This is a genomic window from Neobacillus sp. YIM B06451, from assembly GCF_032667185.1.
Classification (GTDB): domain Bacteria; phylum Bacillota; class Bacilli; order Bacillales; family Cytobacillaceae; genus Bacillus_D.
Genome location: NZ_JAVFKJ010000002.1, coordinates 538,893 through 558,148, shown reverse-complemented (window position 1 = coordinate 558,148; position 19,256 = coordinate 538,893). Strand labels below are relative to the sequence as shown.

Here is a 19,256-nt window from a genome sequence, read left to right as displayed (position 1 = left end):
ATGCTGATACAACCTTTTCGAAAACAAATTAACGTGTACCATCCACTTATTCACCATTCCAAATTCCGATAGACGAAGCTTCGAAGCTTTTGCTTCCAATCCAGCCCGGCTTTTATTAACAAACTGCCATCCAGGGCGAAGGGGAAGCCGGCTGATTCGGTGCTCGCTCCGCCGGACGAAGGGGTAAAACTGATAAACTGCCTTTGTTTGCTGATAAAGTGGTTACGTTTACTGATAAACCGCCTTAGTTTACTGATAAACCCCCTCTATATGCTGATAAATACTAATTATTCGCTGATAACCGTCTGCAAATACCAACCCCTGTACTCGATCCGATAAAAGTGTACACTTTGTGTCACTTTTAACAAAAAGAAGGAGCTCCCCCATTAAACTTAGAAACTTATAGTTATAAAGAAACGGAGTGATAAAATGATCAAAAAACCTAGAACGAAACCGTCATACCTATGCCAGCTGGAAGAACTTGACCAGAGGGTGCCGATCCATCTCCCCCAAAAAGCTGACATTCAAAAGCGTTTGAAAAACGAAAAATCTGGCTTCAAAGGTGAATTGGAAGTAAATTACCCCCTAAGTTTCCTCCCTCAACAAGACTTCATTATTCTGCATGGACTACGCATTAAAGGAGCCTCACACTACTTTCAAATCGATACCTTGCTTCTTTCCAGATACCTACTAATCCCCCTTGAAACCAAGAATTTTTATGGATTAATCGAATTTGAAGACAATGGGCAATTTACTCGGACTGGGGATAGCGGCAAGCAGGAAGGCTATCCAAATCCACTCTACCAGTCTATGTATCACAGGGAACAGCTTCAGCAATTTTTAAAAAGCAATGGCTGGCCTGCTATCCCAATATACCCCCTTGTTGTAATAAGTTTTCCGAATACAATTGTCCGATCGAGCCCGAAGAATCGGGAAGTGATAGAGCGGGTCCACCATAGCGCCAAACTCCCTTTTATAATTCCTCATATTGTTAAACAATTTCCAAAACCTATTATCGATGATGTGCAATTATTAAGCCTATCAAACTAATTAATTTCTTCGCATGAACCATACTTCCCCAACATTTGGAGTTGTTCGGGGTCCAAGAGGGAGAGATTCACAAAGGCGTCCAATGCCAAAAGTGCCGCCATATACCAATGCTCAGGACTTCAAAAACATGGATTTGTCCAAGGTGCAATAATAATGATTCAATAGCCCATGTAAAGACTCTCTCCCATGATTATCCCCTTTTAAAAAGTTCCGCGATTACAAACCGCCAGGCAAGGGATTTCCTTCAAATCAGTTCCCCAAACGTAGCAAAATACCTTTTACAGTCTACTTTTCTGACAAGGGTTGGAGTCAACAAAAAGCGTATTTATACAATTAATTGGGAAGAACCACTGCCATAAATCATTTATTTTCTTCCTACCCCCATTTTTCGCTATACTTACATTAACGGGGATGGATTCGGCTGCCGGATGCGTTCTACATGTATGAATGGGGTAAAGTGATGCAGGACTGGGTGATTGGGCTTTTTGAAAACTACCGGGAAGCTGCCGTATTGATCAGCGTGCTGCTGAATGTGGCGATTAGCATTCTTGGCGTTGTGCCTAGCGTGTTTTTGACTGCGGCGAACATCATTGTGTTTGGACCGGTTGCCGGGACGGCGATTTCGTTAATCGGCGAGGCGGCCGGTGCCGTAGTATCATTTCTACTCTATAGAAAAGGTTTCAAACGGTGGGCCGGGAAAAAGCTGCCGGATAAACGCTGGATTAACAAGCTGCTCAATGCACGCGGTAAGGATGCCTTTTTCCTGATTCTCGCTTTACGGATTCTCCCATTCGTCCCATCAGGGTTTGTCACGTTCGCGGCGGCGATTGGCTCTGTGGGGGCTATAACATTCACGCTTGCCAGCACGATAGGTAAAATTCCGGCCCTTCTAATCGAAGCATATTCCGTCTATCAGGTTACGGAATGGTCATTTCAGGGCAAAATAATTTTGGTGGTTTTTTCATTGGGAATCATTTTACTTGGATTGAAAAATAGGAAGAAGTAACTTTTATAAAGAAGGAGGGTTTTGCATGGCTGAAAAATTTGAACTAGCCACATTTGCGGGCGGCTGTTTTTGGTGCATGGTGCAGCCATTTGATGAACAGCCGGGCATCAAGGAGGTTATTTCTGGGTATACCGGCGGCCATACCGAGAATCCGACGTATGAGGAGGTTTGCTCGGACACGACCGGCCATTACGAGGCGGTCCAAATCACGTTTGACCCGGTTGTTTTCCCATACAAAAAATTGCTCGAATTGTTCTGGCAACAAATCGACCCAACCGATCCGGGCGGCCAGTTTGGTGACCGCGGCTCCTCATACCGGACGGCGATTTTTTACCATAATGAAGAACAGCGCATTCTCGCCGAGGAGTCGAAACAGCAGCTGGAAGAGAGCGGCCGTTTCAACAAGCCGATCGTAACGGACATCCTGCCGGCCAAGCCGTTCTACCGGGCCGAGGAAAGCCACCAACACTATTACAAAAAGAACGCTTTTCACTACAATATGTACAAGGAAGGATCGGGAAGGGCTAGGTTCATCCGTGAAAACTGGAAAAAGAAGAAGAGCGATGAGGAACTTCGACGCGAATTGACGCCGATGCAGTATGAGGTGACCCAAAATAGCGGGACAGAGCCGCCGTTCCAGAACGAATTTTGGAACCATGAAGAGGACGGCATTTATGTTGATATCGTTTCGGGTGAACCCTTGTTCAGTTCTACCGATAAATACGATGCCGGATGTGGGTGGCCAAGCTTTACGCGGCCAATCCGCAGAAACGAAATCGAGGAAAGGCTTGATACTTCATACGGAATGAGGAGAATCGAGGTCCGTTCGAAAACGGCCGATTCGCATCTCGGGCATGTGTTTGATGATGGTCCCGGACCTGACGGGGCGCGTTATTGCATCAACTCGGCCGCCCTCCGCTTTATACCAAAGGACAAGCTGGAAGAAGAAGGGTACGGGGAGTTCTTATCGTTGTTTGAGTAGCATTGCCAATGCCGGCGTGTTTTTTCCTTAAGAGGAAAGACGGGCCGGCTTTTTGGTTCCAGAGAGTGATTTTTTAAAGAAGAAAGTTTATGATGATAAAAAAGAGTTTAAGGGTGAAATAGATGAACCAGGTTATTCTTCCCGCATCATCAAATATGAAAGATTTCGAGGCTTTTCTGGAAAGCCCATACGAAATTGGCGTGTTTTTGGAGCTGCATATCGCCCGGCTGAAAAATGTCAGCGCGATGGCAAAAGAGCATGGGAAGAAGATGCTTTATCATGTGGACATGATTCGCGGCATCAAGAGCGACGACGCCGCGACCGAGTTCATCTGCCAGGAATACAAGCCGTACGGGCTGATTTCCACAAAAGCGAATGTCATCCTGAAAGCTAAGCAAAAGGGCGTCCTAGCCATTCAAAGGATTTTTTTAATAGACTCGCATGCTCTTGAAAAAAGCTATCAGCTCCTTGAAAAAACGCGGCCCGATTATATCGAAGTTTTGCCTGGGGCAATGCCTGGTCTTATCGCCGAAGTAATCCAGAAGGTGAACATCCCGGTTCTGGCGGGCGGATTTATCCGGACTCCTGCCGACATTGAAAATGCAGTCAAGGCGGGCGCGCATGGTGTGACTACCTCCAAGAAGGAATTGTGGAACCATTTTGCAAAAGAACAACCAGCTACACAAAAAAATTGAAAGCGATACCGCGCTGGAGTATACTCAATTCAAAGTTAACAAGTGATGGAGCTCGGGAGAATCACACAGACAAGTCCTTTTGGAAGGGGTATTTCTGTTGGTTCTCCTTTTTTGTCCGATCAAAATGAGTGGAGGGGAAATGGGATGGAAACGTACATTTTAGCGTTGGATCAGGGAACAACCAGTTCGAGGGCGATTATTTTTGACAAGGACGGGAAAATCGTCCACTCGTCCCAAAAGGAATTCACGCAGCATTTTCCTAAACCGGGCTGGGTGGAGCATAATCCGAATGAAATTTGGGGATCAATCCTTGCAGTCATCGCCGGTGTCCTATCTGAATCGAATATCAAACCCGAGCAAATTGCCGGAATAGGGATTACGAACCAGCGTGAAACCGCAGTCGTCTGGGATAAAGAAACAGGGATTCCGGTTTACAATGCAATCGTGTGGCAATCAAGGCAGACAAGCGCCATTTGCGAAGAACTGAAGGCAAAAGGGTTCAACGATGTGTTTCGTGAAAAAACGGGCCTCTTAATTGACGCTTATTTTTCAGGGACGAAGGTGAAATGGATCCTCGACAATGTTGAGGGGGCGAGGAAAAAAGCCGAGGAAGGGAAATTGCTGTTTGGGACGATCGATACTTGGCTGATTTGGAAGCTGTCCGGAGGCAAAGCCCATGTGACGGATTACAGCAATGCGTCCCGCACACTGATGTTCAATATCCATGAATTAAAATGGGATGAAGAGCTGCTCGAAATCCTCGGCGTCCCGGCCTCGATGCTTCCTGAGGTGAAGCCTTCATCCGAATTGTACACGAAGACGGCGCCGTTTCATTTTTTCGGAAAAGAAGTACCGATATCCGGAGCGGCAGGGGACCAGCAGGCGGCATTATTCGGCCAGGCGTGCTTTGAAAAGGGCATGGCGAAAAACACCTATGGAACGGGCTGCTTCATGCTGATGAATACGGGCGAAAAGGCGGTCCGGTCGGAGCATGGGCTGTTGACGACGATTGCCTGGGGCTTGAACGGGAGAGTGGAATATGCCCTTGAAGGGAGCATTTTCGTGGCGGGCTCGGCCATCCAATGGCTCCGCGACGGGCTGCGGATGCTGAAAGACGCCAAGGACAGCGAAAGCTATGCCATAAAGGTTGAATCGACGGACGGCGTCTATGTGGTTCCGGCATTTGTCGGGCTCGGCACGCCATACTGGGACAGTGATGTGCGCGGCGCGGTTTTTGGTCTGACTAGGGGAACGAGCAAGGAGCATTTCATCCGGGGCACGCTTGAATCGCTTGCCTACCAGACGAAGGACGTACTGTCCGCTATGGAGATGGATTCAGGCATAATGCTGAAAACATTAAGAGTGGACGGTGGGGCTGTAAAAAACAATTTCCTCATGGACTTCCAGAGCGATATTCTCGATGTGCCGGTTGAACGCCCGCAAATCAATGAGACGACTGCTCTTGGCGCGGCCTATCTTGCCGGCCTTGCCGTCGGGTTCTGGGACAGCCAGGAAGAGATCGCCGCGAAATGGGCGATTGACCGGGCGTTTGAACCGGAAATGGATTCTGGCAAGCGGGAAGAGTTATATAGCGGCTGGAAAAAGGCAGTGAAAGCGGCTATGGCTTTCAAATAGACAAATAGTGTTCTATAGTTAAAATGGAAATTAGTTTTGGAATTTGATACAATTATTTTAAGTTAATATGACGGCAGGAGAATTGGAGAGACCGCGAAGCATTATCACCAGGAGTGGTAATGTTTTTCGTGGTCTCTTTTCCTGTTTTTAGGAGGAAAAACGAATGTTTACGAATTTGCACCGCGCGAAAATCATCGAAAAGTTAAAAGGGAAAACCTTTGATTTGCTTGTAATAGGTGGGGGTATAACAGGAGCCGGGATTGCCCTCGATGCGACAACTAGGGGAATTGAAACGGCCCTGATTGAGATGCAGGACTTTTCGGCGGGAACGTCAAGCCGGTCGACAAAGCTTGTGCATGGCGGATTGCGCTATCTAAAGCAGCTTGATGTAAAGGTCGTCTCCGAAGTCGGAAAGGAGAGGGCCATCGTTTATGAAAATGGCCCGCATGTGACGACCCCTGAATGGATGCTCCTTCCGTTCCACCAAGGAGGAACGTTCGGCAGCTTTTCTACGTCGATTGGCCTTAGGGTATACGATTTTCTCGCCGGTGTAAAAAAGGAAGAACGTCGCTCCATGCTGTCCGTTGAAGAGACATTGCAAAAAGAGCCGCTCATCAAAAAGCAGGGCCTAAGGGGCGGCGGCTATTACGTCGAATACAGGACCGATGATGCAAGGCTCACAATTGAGGTCATGAAAGCGGCTGTCGAAAAAGGCGCGACGGCAATCAATTACGCAAAAGCGGACGACCTGGTTACGGAAGGCGGCAAAGTGGTTGGCGTTGTGGTCAAAGACCAGCTGACCGGTGAGACATACCAGGTTTTCGCGAAAAAAATCATCAACGCTACTGGCCCGTGGGTCGATACAATCCGTGAAAAAGATCGCTCGAAAAAAGGGAAGATGCTGATTTTATCAAAAGGGGTGCATATCGTCATCGACCAATCCCGTTTTCCTCTTAAGCAGGCGGTTTATTTTGATACCCCCGACAAACGGATGATCTTCGCGATTCCACGCGGCGGGAAAACATATGTTGGCACGACGGATACCTTTTATAACGGGGATAAAGTGAATCCAAGGATGACGTTCACGGACCGCGATTACCTACTATCCGCAATCAACTATATGTTCCCTGAGGTGAATGCGAAGCCGGAAGATGTGGAATCCAGCTGGGCAGGCATACGTCCGCTTATTCATGAAGAAGGGAAGAGTCCGTCCGAAATCTCCCGCAAGGACGAAATTTGGGAGTCGGAATCCGGCCTGATTACCATTGCCGGCGGAAAACTGACCGGTTACCGCAAAATGGCCGAAACGATTGTCGACTTTGTCGCCGTTAAGTTGGAATCTGTCGGACAGAAAAAACCTGGGCCTTGTAAAACCAGGTCAATCAAAATATCCGGAGGCGATTTCGGAGGTTCCGGGAATTTCGCAAGCTTCATCACTTCGGCTATTCAGCAGGGAACGAGCATGGGGCTAAGTGATAAGGATGCCCGACACCTGGCGTCTTTTTATGGATCGAATGCGCCTGTCGTTTACGATTTGGCCAAAATCCACAGGGATGAGGCAGAGAAATTCGGCATGCCAGCGGTCCTGATGGCAAAATTGGTCTATGGCATCCAGTACGAAATGGTCGCCACTCCGCTTGACTTTTATTTCAGGCGCACAGGCGACCTGCTATTCGATATAGGTTCCGTAAGAAAGTACCGCGAGCCGGTTCTTGCCTATATGGGAACCTTGTTCAAGTGGAGCCAGGAGCAGGCAGCCATGTACGGGGCTGAGCTTGAGGCTGAGCTTGAATATGCTTCTGAGCCTGTTGCAGCGGAATAAAGAACAGGAGGAAATGAAAAGGGTTGGCGCACGCTATGTGGCCAGCCCTTTTCATTTATTTCAGAGCAAGGGGTGTTGATTACCTATTTTGCTAATAGAGACGAGTGCGCTTCTTATTCTTGAGACAGTTTCAAGGTCGAAAGCCGTTTGAAAGTGTCTTCATAAACCTGATGAAGACAATATCGAGGCTGGAAATCGTTTGAAAGTGACTTCATAACACGATGGAGACAGTTATTCCGCCGACTTCCGCCCGAGTAGTTCAGCAAGGCGGTTCGGGTAATTTGTAAAGGCGCCGTCGACCCCAATCTCCAGGGCCTCTTTCATCTCCTGTTCCGAGTCAATCGTATAGGGATGCACCGCCAGTCCTGCTTCGTGGGCCTTCTTAACATAGTCCTGACCGATTTTTTCAAAGTTGGGTCCAATTCCAGCCGCATACTGTCCAATCATCCTCGCTTCCTTTCCGGTAAGGGAAGCTTGTTCTTTGTATTTTTTAAGCTGGATGAGCGGGATGGCTGGTTCTAACTCGTGAATCTTTTTCAGGCTCTTGCTGCTGAAGGATTGAAGGATAAGGCCGGGGTTCTCTCCTTCCCCAGTCCGAATGATTGAATATTTCCTGGCTAGCTCAATCAATTTATCCTCCATCCCAGGATATTCATCGGGCGATTTTGTTTCAATATAATAATTCACGGAGGTCCCGAAATGGCTGAAAATTTCTTCGAGGGTAGGAACCCTTAGGTTTTCAAACTCAGGGCGAGCGTACGCCGGATGGAGGTGATTGAACCAGGAGCCTGCATCAAGGCGCTTTATTTCCTCTAGGGAAAAAGAACTTGCGGCGCCGCTTCCATCGGTTGTCCGGTCTACTGTTTTATCATGCATGGCAATTAAATGGCCGTCCTTTGTCATCTGCAAGTCGATTTCCAAATAATCGGCCCCAAGAAGGTGTGCCAGTTCATATGACGCTATCGTATGCTCGGGCGCGTAGGCCGATGCGCCACGATGCCCGATGATCATGAATCCACCTGGCAAAGAGGTGGCAGGAGCCGTTTCCTTATATGCACAGCCTGAAACGGTAAGCACTATGAAAAGAATGATAACAAGGTTTTTGTACATCCACGCACCTCGAATCTGAATTTCTGTTTAGATACGTTAAATACTATTTATATAGGAAAAATATTCAAAATGTTTGACGAAATTTTGGATTTATTGTAATATTATAACAAGTTAATAGCGTGATGGAGATCAGGAGGCTCACATTTATTGTCTATTTTTTTATAGGCATGATTTGTGGCCTCCTTTTGCATAACCAGGGGGTGATACCAGTTACAATTTCGGCAACAGCGATTATTGGACGACTTCTTTTGGCTGCTTTTCTCGGCGGCCTTATCGGATGGGAGCGCGATTTGCGCAACAAGCAGGCAGGGGTGAAAACGCATTTGCTCGTTTCTGTGGGGGCAGCCTCGATCATGCTCTTATCCATCTATGGATTCAATGAGACAATCAACCATGTGAATGCCCGTTTCGATCCGGCGCGGCTGGCACATGGCGTAATTAGCGGGATCGGTTTCCTCGGAGCGGGCGCAATCCTGAAACATTCCAACAGAAGCGTTACGGGTATAACCACAGCGGCGACTTTATGGGTTGTTTCCGCAATTGGCCTTGCTGTCGGAAGCGGTTTTTATCTTCCTGCCCTCGTCACAACGGGAATCGTCATGTTAACCGTTTTCGTCCTCAGGGGATTAGAAGAAAGGTTCCTGGCAACCTACAAATTTATTACCTTTACCCTCACGATGAAGGACGAAGCGCAAATTCTGGGCAAAATCAACAAACTCTTCAAAAATGAAGATGCGGACATCGAGGCGATTTCGATGTCGGATGAATACTTCTTTCTAGAGGAAGGGTATCTGTCGATGGACATCCGGGTGAAAATTTCCTCAAAGAAAAACATTCTGGAACTTTCCAGGGAACTGGGGAAACTGGATGGCATCAAGCAAGTAAAGCTGAACAATAAAGCCATTCCTTCACGGGCGGCAGAATAATTTTTCAGGAAAACTAAAAGCGAAATTGAAAGCGCTTAAATAAAGAAGGGGTGGCAATTTTGAAAAAAGTCGAGTTGGTGAACGTCTCCAAATCATATGACAAAAAGACCGATGTCATCACCGATATTAATGTAACGATTGAGCCCGGCGAGTTTTTCGTGCTTGTTGGCCCGTCCGGCTGCGGGAAAAGTACGATGCTGCGCATGATTGCGGGGCTTGAAGAAATAACCGGCGGAGTCCTTCGAATTGGCGGTATGGAGGCAAACCATCTCCCGCCGAGCAAACGGGACATTTCAATGGTATTCCAGAACTATGCTCTGTATCCCCATTTGACCGTTGAAGAAAACATCGTATTCGGGCTCCATGTAAAAAAAGTCTCCAAGCATGAAAGGAAAAAAAGGTGTGATGATGTTGCCATGATGCTTGGCCTAACGCCTTATTTGAAAAGGAAGCCACGAGAGCTTTCCGGGGGCCAAAGGCAGCGTGTCGCGTTGGCAAGGGCAATCGTCAACCAGGCACCGATTTGCCTGATGGACGAGCCTCTTTCCAACCTGGATGCGAAGCTGCGCGCGCATATGCGGTCCGAAATCAGGCAAATCCAGAGAAGGCTTGGCATTACGATGATCTATGTTACCCATGACCAGGTCGAGGCGATGACGATGGGTGATCGGATCATGATCCTCCATGACGGTAAAATCCAGCAGATTGGAAAACCAATCGATATTTATAATAATCCTGCAAATCCTTTTGTAGCAACATTCATTGGCTCCCCGCCGATGAATATCGGGGATGGCAATGTTGACCGCAAAAACTCAGTCGTAACGGTTGGCGATGGTGCGAAAATAGTTGTTCCAGCAAAGGATCAGGGACTGCTGAAATCAGAGCGGATCATTGTCGGTATCCGTCCGGAGCATTTAAAGCCCGCCACGAAAGATTCGGGTGCGGAAAACCGGATCGATGTAAAGGTAGTCAACGTCGAGGTTCTTGGAAACGAAACGATTTTTTCTTTCGAAATGGGCGGACGGGAATGGCTCGCAAAATGGACTGGCCAATGGCGCATCGATGTTGGCGACACCATCCCAATTGTCATCAATTATGAATCGACATGCTTTTTTGATGCCGAAACAGAAAAAATCATTAAGACGCCAACGGATATTGAAAACTATGTGTTTGGCAAAGAGGTGCTCATATGAAAGCGGAAGTAACCGGCCGCGTGGCATATACTCCTCCGAAACTGTCTCTGTGGAGAAGGTCGCTGAATGCACGGACAGCACTCTTGTATTTGTTCCCTTCAATTCTGCTGTTTTCGGTTTTCGTTTTTTATCCAATGTTCAGGACGATTTATTTAAGCTTTTTCCTGACCAACCAGCAGGGGACCGCGGCCGTTTTTGTTGGCATGGAAAATTACCAATATCTCCTTGAGTCGCCAGCCTTCAGGAATAGTGTGAAGGCAACCGTCCTGTTTGTCCTGTATACGGTTCCGACAGGCGTTATCATTTCCCTTTTTCTTGCACTTATAGCGAATGAAAAGCTGAAAGGAATCGGTTTTTTCCGGACAATTTACTCCTCAACAATGGGGATATCGGTAGCGGCTTCATCCGTCGTTTGGCTGTTTTTGTTCCACCCGAGCATCGGGATGTTCAACCGGCTGCTCCATGTTTTAGGCATGCCGGGCGTCCAGTGGCTTCTCGATCCGGATTGGGCACTTGTTTCCATATCTATCTCGACGATTTGGATGAATATCGGCTTCTCTTTTCTGATTCTTTTGGGAGGCCTTCAGAATATTGATGAATACTTGTACGAAAGCGCGAAAATCGATGGTGCGGGCTATTGGTACCAACTAAGAAGGATTACAATCCCGATGCTTTCGCCGACGCTGTTCTTCATCATTACGATTTCCCTAATCAACGCGTTCCAGACGTTTGGCCAGGTTGATATTTTAACAAAAGGAGGCCCTTCCCAGGCGACCAATCTGATAGTCTATTCGATTTACCGGGAAGCATTCGTCAACTACCAATTCGGCACGGCGAGCGCGCAGGCGGTATTCCTGTTCATCTGCATACTCGTTGTCACCATATTACAATTTAAGCTCGGAGAAAGGAAGGTACATTACCAATGAGCATGTCCTTGCCTAAAAAATTACTGTTCTATGTTTTGCTGGTACTGTCCGCCTTCCTTGTGTTCTTTCCGGTCCTCTATGCATTCATGATCAGCTTCATGACCGGAGGGGAAATCCTTCAGGGGAAGTTCTTTCCGAGTTCCTTCAGTTTTGAAAACTATACAAAAGTATTCGACAGGCTTCCGTTAATGAAGTACTTGATTAATAGTTTTGTCGTTTCATTCGGGGTCATGCTTGGCCAGCTTGTCGTCTGCAGCATGGCGGCATACGCGTTCGTCTTCATCCCCTTTAAAGGGCGGGATTTCATCTTCTTCCTTTTCATTTCCACAATGATGATTCCGTGGGAAGCGACGATGATTCCAAACTTTTTTACCATCCAGAAGCTTGATTGGATGAATACATACCAGGGCCTAACGGTCCCGTTCTTCGCGCTCGCATTCGGGACATTCCTGCTCCGCCAACATTTCAAGACGATTCCGAAAGAGCTGCATGAAGCGTCCGAGGTTGCGGGATTGAGCAAATTCGCCTTTTTTTGGAGGGTCATCCTGCCAATTTCAAAAACAAGCCTTGTAACCCTGGGCGCGTATGGATTTTTGACAACATGGAATATGTATTTATGGCCATTGCTTGTCACAAGCACAAACCAAGTCCGGACCGTGCAAATTGGCTTGAAGCAGCTTCAATCGCAGGAAGTGGCAACGGAGTGGGGAGTCGTTATGTCCGGGGTAATCGTAGTCATTATCCCGACGCTGATCCTCTTGTTCGCCGGGCAAAAACAGCTCCAAAAAGGCCTTACACAAGGAGCAATTAAATAAAGCTAGCGGGGTTTTACCTTCTGCCGTTTCGCTCCATTAGGAAATGCCGGAAGTTTTTATAAAAATGAAAAAAGGGGTGTAGGAAAAGTTGAAAAAGAAATTTAAATGGTTATTTATTCTCAGCACGATTATCAGCATTCTGATCATGTCGGCCTGTTCAAACGATGCAAGCAAAGGAACGAACGAGAAGGACAATAAAAGCAAGGATCCAGTTGAAAAGCAGGAAAAAACTGAAATTTCGTTCTGGCATGCCATGTCTGGGCCAGGTCAGGTTGCGCTTGACAGCATTGTCGCGGATTTTAACAATTCGCAGGATAAATATGTTGTAAAAGCAGAATTCCAGGGTACATATGAAGAGTCTCTCACAAAGCTTCGCAGTGTCGGCGGAACAAAGGATGCGCCGGCCATTACCCAGGTGTTTGAAGTTGGTACGAAATACATGATTGAAAGCGGCTATATCGAGCCGATGCAAACATTCATCGACAAGGATAACTATGACCTTTCCCAGCTGGAGGATAACATCCTGAATTACTACCGTGTTGACGGAAAGCTGTATTCCATGCCATTCAATTCCTCGACGCCTGTTATGATCTACAACAAGGATGCGTTCAAGGAGGCCGGACTTGATCCGGAAAGCCCGCCGCAAACCTTCAACGAAGTAAAAGAAGCGGCAAAGAAACTGACCAAGAAAAACGAACGTTTCGGTTTCTCCATGCTGACGTATGGCTGGTTCTTTGAGCAGCTTGTCGCAACACAAGGAGGGCATTATGTCGACAATGACAACGGCCGTTCCGATGATGCCACAAAGGCTGTCTTTAATGGAGAGGAAGGCCTTCGCGTCTTCAACTGGCTAAATGAAATGAACAAAGCGGGAACGTTCGGGAACTACGGAACGAACTGGGATGATATCCGGGCCGCGTTCCAGACAGGCAAAGTGGCAATGTATATGGATTCATCCGCGGGTGTAGCCGGAGCGATCAACAACTCCCCGTTTGAAGTGGGAGTCGCCTACATTCCATATCCGGATGAAGTCGAAAGGCAAGGGGTTGCCATCGGCGGCGCTTCCCTCTGGATGTCAAAAGGAATTGCCGAGGAAGAGCAGGAAGCAGCATGGGAGTTCATGAAATACCTCGCGACTCCTGAAAGCCAGGCGAAGTGGCATGTTGGAACAGGCTATTTTGCCATCAACCCGGCCGCTTATGACCAGGATATCGTGAAGACTGAGTGGGAAAAATACCCTCAGTTTAAAGTAACGGTTGACCAGCTTCAGTCAACAAAAGCATCGTATGCGACCCAGGGCGCACTGATTTCTGTGTTCCCTGAATCCCGTCAGCAGGTAGTAACAGCACTGGAAAACATGTATCAGGGCATGGATCCGAAAAAGGCACTCGACCAGGCCGCTGATGGTACAAACAGGGCAATTGAAATCGCCAATAAAACTAAGAAGAAATAATCAAAGAAGGGTGGAGCAGCCATTTATCTCAGCGAAAAGCGGGGAAGTGGCGCCCGCCTTGTTGGGATTTTTTTAAAAAGAGGTGCGGCATATGGGAAGGACAAAAATTTATGCACACAGGGGAAGCAAGGGAACGCATCCCGAAAATACGCTGGAAGCTTTCAGGGAAGCGGTTAGGCTTGGAGTAGACGGCATCGAGCTTGATGTCCACCTCTCGAAGGATGGCGAGCTGGTTATCATCCATGATGAAACTGTTGACCGGACGACGAACGGGTCGGGAAATGTGCGCGATATGACGCTTGAAGAGCTGAAAAGCCTTGATGCGGGATCCTGGTATGGCGGGGAATTCCAAGACGCGGCGATTCCCACGCTCGATGAGGTGCTCGAGCTGCTGGCTGGCACCGGAATCATGCTGAATGTCGAAATCAAAAGCGACATCATCCCGTATGAGGGAATCGAGAAAAAGGTGCTTGAAGCACTCGAGCGGCATTCCTATAAGGAGCAGGCGATCATTTCATCCTTTAACCATTACAGCCTGAAAAAGGTTCGGGAGCTTGATCTGGAAATCGAAACCGCAATCCTCTTCATGGAAGTTCTCCATGAACCATGGGTGTATGCAAAGACCATTGGCGCTTTCGGGCTTCATGTATACCTTCCCATTGCCTATACCGAAATGGCCAGGACAGCCACCAAACTTGGAGTCCCGGTCCGTGTTTTCACCGTAAACAAGGAAAAAAATATGAGAGAACTTATTGATCTTGGCATCGATACAATCATGACCGACTACCCCGAACGCGCGCTTGAAATCAGAGGCGAGCGAGGCGTAGTGGAATAGGGTTTTTAGGAGGGATCTGTGAGCGGCAGGTCCTTCCTTTTTGCTGTTTTGGGGAAATAACAGCCGGTTGTGGGTAGGAATCGGGTCTGGGTTTCATTTTTTGAAGGTGTATTAATTATCGAATTCTGACAAGGAATAAGAGTTTTCTGGGTTTGGTGTCAGAATAGGCCAAAGAACACTAAGCCCAATAACCTCACTGCCTGCTTTTAAAAACACTGATGAAATAATCATCTTCCGGAAAGTCTCCCAAATATTCGAGGCCGCACCCCGTATAAAACTCCCTGAGCTTATGGTTGCCGGCCCAGCAGTCAAGGTACATGTCTTTGCCGGCGGTTTTGGCTAAAATACATGTGAAAGACACGATTTTTCTTCCAAAACCAAGCCCCTGATAGTTTGGGAGAATGGCAATCTTTGAAAGGTAAAGGGCGCCTTCATCCACCTGCAAACCTAGGAAATTATCTGCCCTGCCAATGCAAAATGCCCCAATGATATTTCCGCCCATTTCCACTGTATAGACTTCACACCTATCAATGGCGTCTTTTACGATATCCGCCCGCCATGGATAGTCCCATTGGTGGATTCCTTTCCTGTGAAGCTGCAAAGTGACTTCATTATAAAGCGCAATGATATCACTGCATTTTTTACGATTAGCCAAATTGAATGTTACTGCCATGCCGTTCCCCCCAGTGCTTTTTGTTTAAAATAAGTGTAATCCAGCCGACCGTAAAAAGGGAATCATATTGTCCGCTTTCTGGGTGACATTCACCTGTGTTTCCCTTAAGATGGTAGTTAAAAGGGGGAGTTTGCATGCAGGTCAAGGTGTTTGCCAATCTCCGCGTGATCTGCGGGGGCGTGACTGTTGAAGTAAAGCCTGACGGGGACCGTGTCATAGATGTGTTGGAGAAAATGGTTGAGATGTTCCCGGATATCGAAGAGGAAATTTTCACGCCGGAACGGACGCTTAGGGATTTTGTCCATGTGTACATAAACGGGAAAAATATCGTCCATCTCTCCGGACTAGAAACAACGGTCAGCGAGACGGACCAGTTCGCGCTGTTCCCGCCGGTTGCGGGCGGCTGAGATGGCGGAAACCATTCTTGAATTCCGCGGCATCAATCGCAGCCATCTCGAAATGTACTTCGAGGAGCTTGGCGGCATGCGTACGAACGATACCGGGCTTCCAGGGCAATACAGCGGAGGAAGTTGGAGCGGGGAAATCCTTTCGGAAAAAGAAATTGCCTTCACTTCCACCTTCAAAGTCAACTCTGTCCTGGTCCGATTCTGTGCTGATACAGAGGAAGAGCTTGCCGCGCTTATCAAAAGCTATCGCTACAAAACCACAAGGGTCGGCGGATAGGCATACAGTTTCAGGAAATTGCGGGATTGGTAAACAGATTACCTCAGTATCAGGCGGGCCACAAGGTACCTAAATAGAAATTGCGTTGCACCCGGTTTTTGGGTGTTTTTTTATTTTTCAAAAGCATGCTAATCAATAGGCCGATGAGCCACCTTCGTAAACTGCATTGTTGGTTTTTTCACTTCCAATAAAGAATAGAGTTTGAATTTTTTAATGTCCGCCACTTTAACAGTGTTTCTCGTCAGTTCAAGACACCGAACTGGGGGTGTACCGTTTCCGCCAGGTGCATGGGCCCAAAGGATTTTTTTACAAAAAGTGGGGTTGATCTTGGATGTAGCCGAAACGGCTGGTAAAGTGATATTCTGAGTTATGTTAGAAAAGTGTTTACGCGAAACAACAAGTGAAAAGCAGGTGAGTAGTGGTGAAGAAAGTAATTCTGGATATTGATACGGGCATAGATGATGCTCTTGCTATCGTATATTTGCTAAAGCATCCGGGTGTTGAGGTGAAGGGCCTGACGACGGGCTTTGGGAATGTTAGTGTGGAACAGGCGACGAAGAATACTCTTCAAATCGCGGAGCTTGCGGGGAGGCCGGATGTTCCGGTTTTTTTCGGTGCTTCAAAGTCGTTGCTTAGGACGTGGAATGGGCCTGTCGTGCATGTCCACGGCGAAAACGGGATCGGGAATGTTTCGCTGCCCGAGCCGAAAGCTAAAGCCCAAGAGGAGAGGGCTTCCGATTTCATCGTCCGGGCGGTGAATGAGGAGCTGGGCGAGATTTCGATCATTACTGTCGGCCGCCTGACAAATCTTGCCGAGGCACTTGCAAAGGACCCTTCTCTTCCAAAAAAGGTAAAAGAAGTCGTCATCATGGGCGGCGCTGTAACGGTACCGGGGAATGTGACGCCAGTATCCGAAGCGAACATCGCCGGCGACCCGGAAGCCGCGAATATGGTATTCGAGGCTGGCTTCCCGCTGACAATGGTTGGCCTGGATGTGACGATGCAAACGCAAATCACGGCAGAGGACATGGCGTGGATGGTCAGCCAGAAGGACGAAACGAATGCGGAACTCATTGAGGCGCTCGATGAGATGGTCCGGTTCAGGCTCGCTGCGTACAAGAAGCAGGACGGCATCGACGGAAGTCCGCTCCATGATCCGTTGGCGGTTGCCGTAACCCTTCATCCTGACCTTGTAAAAACAACACCAATGCTCGTCGCGATTGAAACGAAGGGCCAGCTTTCCTCGGGAGCGACCATCGCCGACCTCCGCGGCTCGGAAAAGCCATACTACAATGTGGACGTCTGCCTTGAAGTCGACGCTGAGCGCTTCATCAAGGAATTCGTGGAAGTCGTTTCCGGGAAGCAAAGGGAGGTATTGTCATGAAGAAAGTTATCCTTGATGTTGATACAGGTATCGATGACGCACTGGCGATTGCTTATGCTGTGAATTCTGAGGACATTGACCTCGTCGGGATTACGACTAGCTTCGGGAATACATCGGTGGATGAAGCGACCCGCAATACACTGCAACTGCTTGAATTGCTAGGCCGCGAGGATATTCCGGTTTGTCCGGGTGTGGAAAAGCCGTTGTTCCGGCCGCCGTTGAAGGAGAAAGCTGCGTTCATTCATGGCGACGATGGGATGGGGAACCATTCGCTGCCATTGCCAAAAGCTAAACCGTCCGAAAAGCACTCGGTCGAGTTTATCATTGAGATGATTCATAAGCATCCAAATGAAATTACCCTTGTCTTTGTTGCGAGCCTGGCAAACCTTGCGCTTGCTGTTATGAAGGACCCGTCGATTGTCGAAAAGGTCGAACGTGTTGTCATCATGGGCGGCGCTGCGACCGTTCCGGGGAATGCGACACCGGCGGCTGAGGCCAATATCTACGCGGATCCGGAAGCAGCCGAGTATGTTTTCCGTTCGGGGCTGCCGGTCACAATGGTCGGCCTTGATGTGACAATGCAGACGCTCCTTCCGTGGGAACAGCTTGAGGTATGGAGGCAAAAGCAAACGCCGCTTGGCGATTTCATGGCACATATTGTGGAGTTTTACATAAATGCGTACCGGAACATGTATCCGAACATAAAAGGCTGTGCGCTTCATGATCCGCTCGCGATTGGGGCTGTCATCAACCCTGATTTTATTAAAACAAAGCCGATGCATATCCAGGTCGATTGCGAAGGCATCCACTCTGTCGGCAGGACAATCGCTGATTTGCGGAGCATCCCCGCAAACCCGCCGAATGTTGATGTCGCTCTCGAGGTCGACGCCGATGGATTCCTGAAGCATTTTCTAAGTGTAGTTGTTTAAGCGGGCAGTTTGAATTTTAAAATTTCGGGGAAGCTGTTCCCTTGGAATTCAGCGGAAGCCGTTTTCCGTTTTCCACTGGGGCGGCTTTTTCTTTGGAAATTGCCTTGGAGTATGTGAAGGGCAGTACGTCGGAAGGGGTGATAAGTTGAACAGAACGCTTGGTATATTATCAGTATTAATGGCTTCCTCAATATATGGATTTGTGAATACGATTGTAAAGCTCGCCTATGCGGATGGCTTTGAGTTCCCGGAGCTGACGATCAGCCAATATGTCTATGGAACAATCGGACTTATTATTTTGATTTTGGTGACGCGCTCTTTTGGAAGAGTAAGTGTACGGGACTACTTGAAGCTGCTTGCTGTCGGGGGAATCGGCCTGGGCGGAACGAGCCTCGCACTTTATAAAAGCCTTGCCTATGTGCCGACGTCCGTTTCACTGGTGATGCTGTTCCAATTTACTTGGATCGGGCTTCTGATTGAAATGCTTGTTTTTAAAAGAAAGATTCACCGGAACGAGTGGCTTGCGGTGGCGATTGTCCTTACCGGGACTCTGCTTGTACTGCGGATAACTGGGATTGATTCAGGTGCGGTTAACGCGCCAGGATTGATTTTCGGATTTATCGCGGCGATGTGCTATTCCATTTTCCTAATCGGTGCATCGGTACTGCCGGAATCGATTCCACAGTTTTATAAAAACGGCCTGATGGTGTCTGGCACGCTTGTATTGCTGTTTATTGGTTTCGCGGTGACCACGCCGCTAGCGGAAATCAACCCGTTCGGCGCGGTTCTGAAATGGGGGCTGTTGCTAGGGATACTTGCCCAGCTTCTGCCGCCGGTCCTGTTCACTTACGGCGCGCCAAAAATCGGCGGAACGCTCACGTCCATTTTGAGTTCAGTCGAACTGCCGGTCGGCATCATTGCCTCAAATCTGATATTGGGCGAACAGGTCGTCCTCGTACAGTGGATCGGGATGCTGCTCATCCTCACCGGAATTGTCGTGTCGCAGGTACGGCATGGCGAGACAGGAAAGGCGTAGGGCAGGGGTTTAGGCCTCCAATGCGATTCGGTACTGGAAGGAACATGCGTCAAGACCGTTTCGCGTGTAAAAGTCATTCGAAACGGTCTTGATACCGCCTGT

19 protein-coding genes are annotated in these 19,256 nt (G+C 48.2%); 17 read left to right on the top strand and 2 right to left on the bottom strand.

The features are described from left to right. Nucleotides 1-429: 429 nt before the first annotated feature. The 6 genes from RB160_RS07385 to RB160_RS07360 all read left to right on the top strand — a co-directional run bounded on the left by RB160_RS07385 (nt 430) and on the right by RB160_RS07360 (nt 7,190). A complete protein-coding gene (locus RB160_RS07385) occupies nt 430-1,050 on the top strand; it encodes a nuclease-related domain-containing protein (protein WP_316569582.1) in 621 nt (206 codons plus the stop codon). Between the two features lie 439 nt (nt 1,051-1,489). After that, nucleotides 1,490-2,056 carry a TVP38/TMEM64 family protein gene (locus RB160_RS07380; RefSeq protein WP_316569581.1) on the top strand — a complete coding sequence of 189 codons (567 nt, stop codon included), beginning with the start codon at nt 1,490-1,492 and terminating at the stop codon, nt 2,054-2,056. Nucleotides 2,057-2,081: 25 nt separating this feature from the next. Beyond that, on the top strand, nt 2,082-3,038 hold the full coding sequence (gene msrB, locus RB160_RS07375) for a peptide-methionine (R)-S-oxide reductase MsrB (RefSeq protein WP_316569580.1): 957 nt from the start codon (nt 2,082-2,084) through the stop codon (nt 3,036-3,038). Nucleotides 3,039-3,160: 122 nt separating this feature from the next. Next, the gene (locus tag RB160_RS07370; protein ID WP_316569579.1) at nt 3,161-3,733 is read left to right on the top strand and encodes a glycerol-3-phosphate responsive antiterminator; all 573 of its coding nucleotides are present in this window, start codon (nt 3,161-3,163) and stop codon (nt 3,731-3,733) included. A gap of 144 nt (nt 3,734-3,877) precedes the next feature. Further along, nucleotides 3,878-5,368 (top strand): glycerol kinase GlpK, encoded by a 1,491-nt coding sequence (gene glpK, locus RB160_RS07365; RefSeq protein ID WP_316569578.1) that lies wholly within the window; start codon nt 3,878-3,880, stop codon nt 5,366-5,368. 163 nt (nt 5,369-5,531) lie between these two features. Then, entirely contained in the window at nt 5,532-7,190 is a 1,659-nt protein-coding gene (locus RB160_RS07360; RefSeq protein ID WP_316569577.1) for a glycerol-3-phosphate dehydrogenase/oxidase, read from the top strand. A 231-nt stretch (nt 7,191-7,421) separates the two neighbouring features. Here RB160_RS07360 and RB160_RS07355 read toward each other — a convergent pair whose 3' ends face one another. After that, nucleotides 7,422-8,300, bottom strand: coding sequence for a glycerophosphodiester phosphodiesterase (locus RB160_RS07355; RefSeq protein ID WP_316569576.1), 879 nt, complete (start codon nt 8,298-8,300; stop codon nt 7,422-7,424). Nucleotides 8,301-8,500: 200 nt separating this feature from the next. On the opposite strand from RB160_RS07355, the gene RB160_RS07350 reads away from it, so the two are divergent. From RB160_RS07350 to RB160_RS07325, 6 genes are all read left to right on the top strand, one after another. Continuing rightward, nucleotides 8,501-9,226 carry an MgtC/SapB family protein gene (locus RB160_RS07350; RefSeq protein WP_316569575.1) on the top strand — a complete coding sequence of 242 codons (726 nt, stop codon included), beginning with the start codon at nt 8,501-8,503 and terminating at the stop codon, nt 9,224-9,226. Between the two features lie 59 nt (nt 9,227-9,285). Then, nucleotides 9,286-10,419 carry an ABC transporter ATP-binding protein gene (locus RB160_RS07345; protein WP_316569574.1) on the top strand — a complete coding sequence of 378 codons (1,134 nt, stop codon included), beginning with the start codon at nt 9,286-9,288 and terminating at the stop codon, nt 10,417-10,419. Then, a complete protein-coding gene (locus tag RB160_RS07340; protein WP_316569573.1) occupies nt 10,416-11,345 on the top strand; it encodes a carbohydrate ABC transporter permease in 930 nt (309 codons plus the stop codon). Before RB160_RS07345 ends, RB160_RS07340 begins: the two co-directional genes overlap by 4 nt. Before the next feature lie 2 nt (nt 11,346-11,347). Further along, the gene (locus tag RB160_RS07335) at nt 11,348-12,160 is read left to right on the top strand and encodes a carbohydrate ABC transporter permease (RefSeq protein ID WP_316569610.1); all 813 of its coding nucleotides are present in this window, start codon (nt 11,348-11,350) and stop codon (nt 12,158-12,160) included. Between the two features lie 145 nt (nt 12,161-12,305). Further along, entirely contained in the window at nt 12,306-13,613 is a 1,308-nt protein-coding gene (locus RB160_RS07330) for an ABC transporter substrate-binding protein (RefSeq protein ID WP_316569609.1), read from the top strand. Between the two features lie 91 nt (nt 13,614-13,704). Next, the gene (locus RB160_RS07325; protein WP_316569572.1) at nt 13,705-14,448 is read left to right on the top strand and encodes a glycerophosphodiester phosphodiesterase; all 744 of its coding nucleotides are present in this window, start codon (nt 13,705-13,707) and stop codon (nt 14,446-14,448) included. A 193-nt stretch (nt 14,449-14,641) separates the two neighbouring features. Here RB160_RS07325 and RB160_RS07320 read toward each other — a convergent pair whose 3' ends face one another. Next, the gene (locus tag RB160_RS07320) at nt 14,642-15,121 is read right to left on the bottom strand and encodes a GNAT family N-acetyltransferase (protein WP_316569571.1); all 480 of its coding nucleotides are present in this window, start codon (nt 15,119-15,121) and stop codon (nt 14,642-14,644) included. A 134-nt stretch (nt 15,122-15,255) separates the two neighbouring features. On the opposite strand from RB160_RS07320, the gene RB160_RS07315 reads away from it, so the two are divergent. The 5 genes from RB160_RS07315 (at nt 15,256) to RB160_RS07295 (ending at nt 19,154) form a co-directional block, all read left to right on the top strand. Then, nucleotides 15,256-15,528 (top strand): ubiquitin-like small modifier protein 1, encoded by a 273-nt coding sequence (locus tag RB160_RS07315; RefSeq protein ID WP_316569570.1) that lies wholly within the window; start codon nt 15,256-15,258, stop codon nt 15,526-15,528. Nucleotide 15,529: 1 nt separating this feature from the next. Beyond that, entirely contained in the window at nt 15,530-15,805 is a 276-nt protein-coding gene (locus RB160_RS07310; protein ID WP_316569569.1) for a MoaD-like domain-containing protein, read from the top strand. 421 nt (nt 15,806-16,226) lie between these two features. Then, the gene (locus tag RB160_RS07305) at nt 16,227-17,189 is read left to right on the top strand and encodes a nucleoside hydrolase (protein WP_316569568.1); all 963 of its coding nucleotides are present in this window, start codon (nt 16,227-16,229) and stop codon (nt 17,187-17,189) included. Then, nucleotides 17,186-18,118 carry a nucleoside hydrolase gene (locus RB160_RS07300; protein ID WP_316569567.1) on the top strand — a complete coding sequence of 311 codons (933 nt, stop codon included), beginning with the start codon at nt 17,186-17,188 and terminating at the stop codon, nt 18,116-18,118. Before RB160_RS07305 ends, RB160_RS07300 begins: the two co-directional genes overlap by 4 nt. A gap of 145 nt (nt 18,119-18,263) precedes the next feature. Continuing rightward, nucleotides 18,264-19,154, top strand: coding sequence for a DMT family transporter (locus RB160_RS07295; protein WP_316569566.1), 891 nt, complete (start codon nt 18,264-18,266; stop codon nt 19,152-19,154). Nucleotides 19,155-19,256 lie beyond the last annotated feature (102 nt).

Bases quoted from the DNA above. Each gene is read 5' to 3' on its own strand.
- RB160_RS07340 (WP_316569573.1), top strand. From the start codon at position 10,416: ATGAAAGCGGAAGTAACCGGCCGCGTGGCATATACTCCTCCGAAACTG.
- RB160_RS07370 (WP_316569579.1), top strand. From the start codon at position 3,161: ATGAACCAGGTTATTCTTCCCGCATCATCAAATATGAAAGATTTCGAG.
- RB160_RS07385 (WP_316569582.1), top strand. From the start codon at position 430: ATGATCAAAAAACCTAGAACGAAACCGTCATACCTATGCCAGCTGGAA.
- RB160_RS07380 (WP_316569581.1), top strand. From the start codon at position 1,490: ATGTATGAATGGGGTAAAGTGATGCAGGACTGGGTGATTGGGCTTTTT.
- RB160_RS07335 (WP_316569610.1), top strand. From the start codon at position 11,348: ATGTCCTTGCCTAAAAAATTACTGTTCTATGTTTTGCTGGTACTGTCC.
- RB160_RS07325 (WP_316569572.1), top strand. From the start codon at position 13,705: ATGGGAAGGACAAAAATTTATGCACACAGGGGAAGCAAGGGAACGCAT.
- RB160_RS07360 (WP_316569577.1), top strand. From the start codon at position 5,532: ATGTTTACGAATTTGCACCGCGCGAAAATCATCGAAAAGTTAAAAGGG.
- RB160_RS07300 (WP_316569567.1), top strand. From the start codon at position 17,186: ATGAAGAAAGTTATCCTTGATGTTGATACAGGTATCGATGACGCACTG.
- RB160_RS07320 (WP_316569571.1), bottom strand. From the start codon at position 15,121: ATGGCAGTAACATTCAATTTGGCTAATCGTAAAAAATGCAGTGATATC.
- RB160_RS07310 (WP_316569569.1), top strand. From the start codon at position 15,530: ATGGCGGAAACCATTCTTGAATTCCGCGGCATCAATCGCAGCCATCTC.
- msrB (WP_316569580.1), top strand. From the start codon at position 2,082: ATGGCTGAAAAATTTGAACTAGCCACATTTGCGGGCGGCTGTTTTTGG.
- RB160_RS07315 (WP_316569570.1), top strand. From the start codon at position 15,256: ATGCAGGTCAAGGTGTTTGCCAATCTCCGCGTGATCTGCGGGGGCGTG.
- RB160_RS07355 (WP_316569576.1), bottom strand. From the start codon at position 8,300: ATGTACAAAAACCTTGTTATCATTCTTTTCATAGTGCTTACCGTTTCA.
- glpK (WP_316569578.1), top strand. From the start codon at position 3,878: ATGGAAACGTACATTTTAGCGTTGGATCAGGGAACAACCAGTTCGAGG.
- RB160_RS07330 (WP_316569609.1), top strand. From the start codon at position 12,306: ATGTCGGCCTGTTCAAACGATGCAAGCAAAGGAACGAACGAGAAGGAC.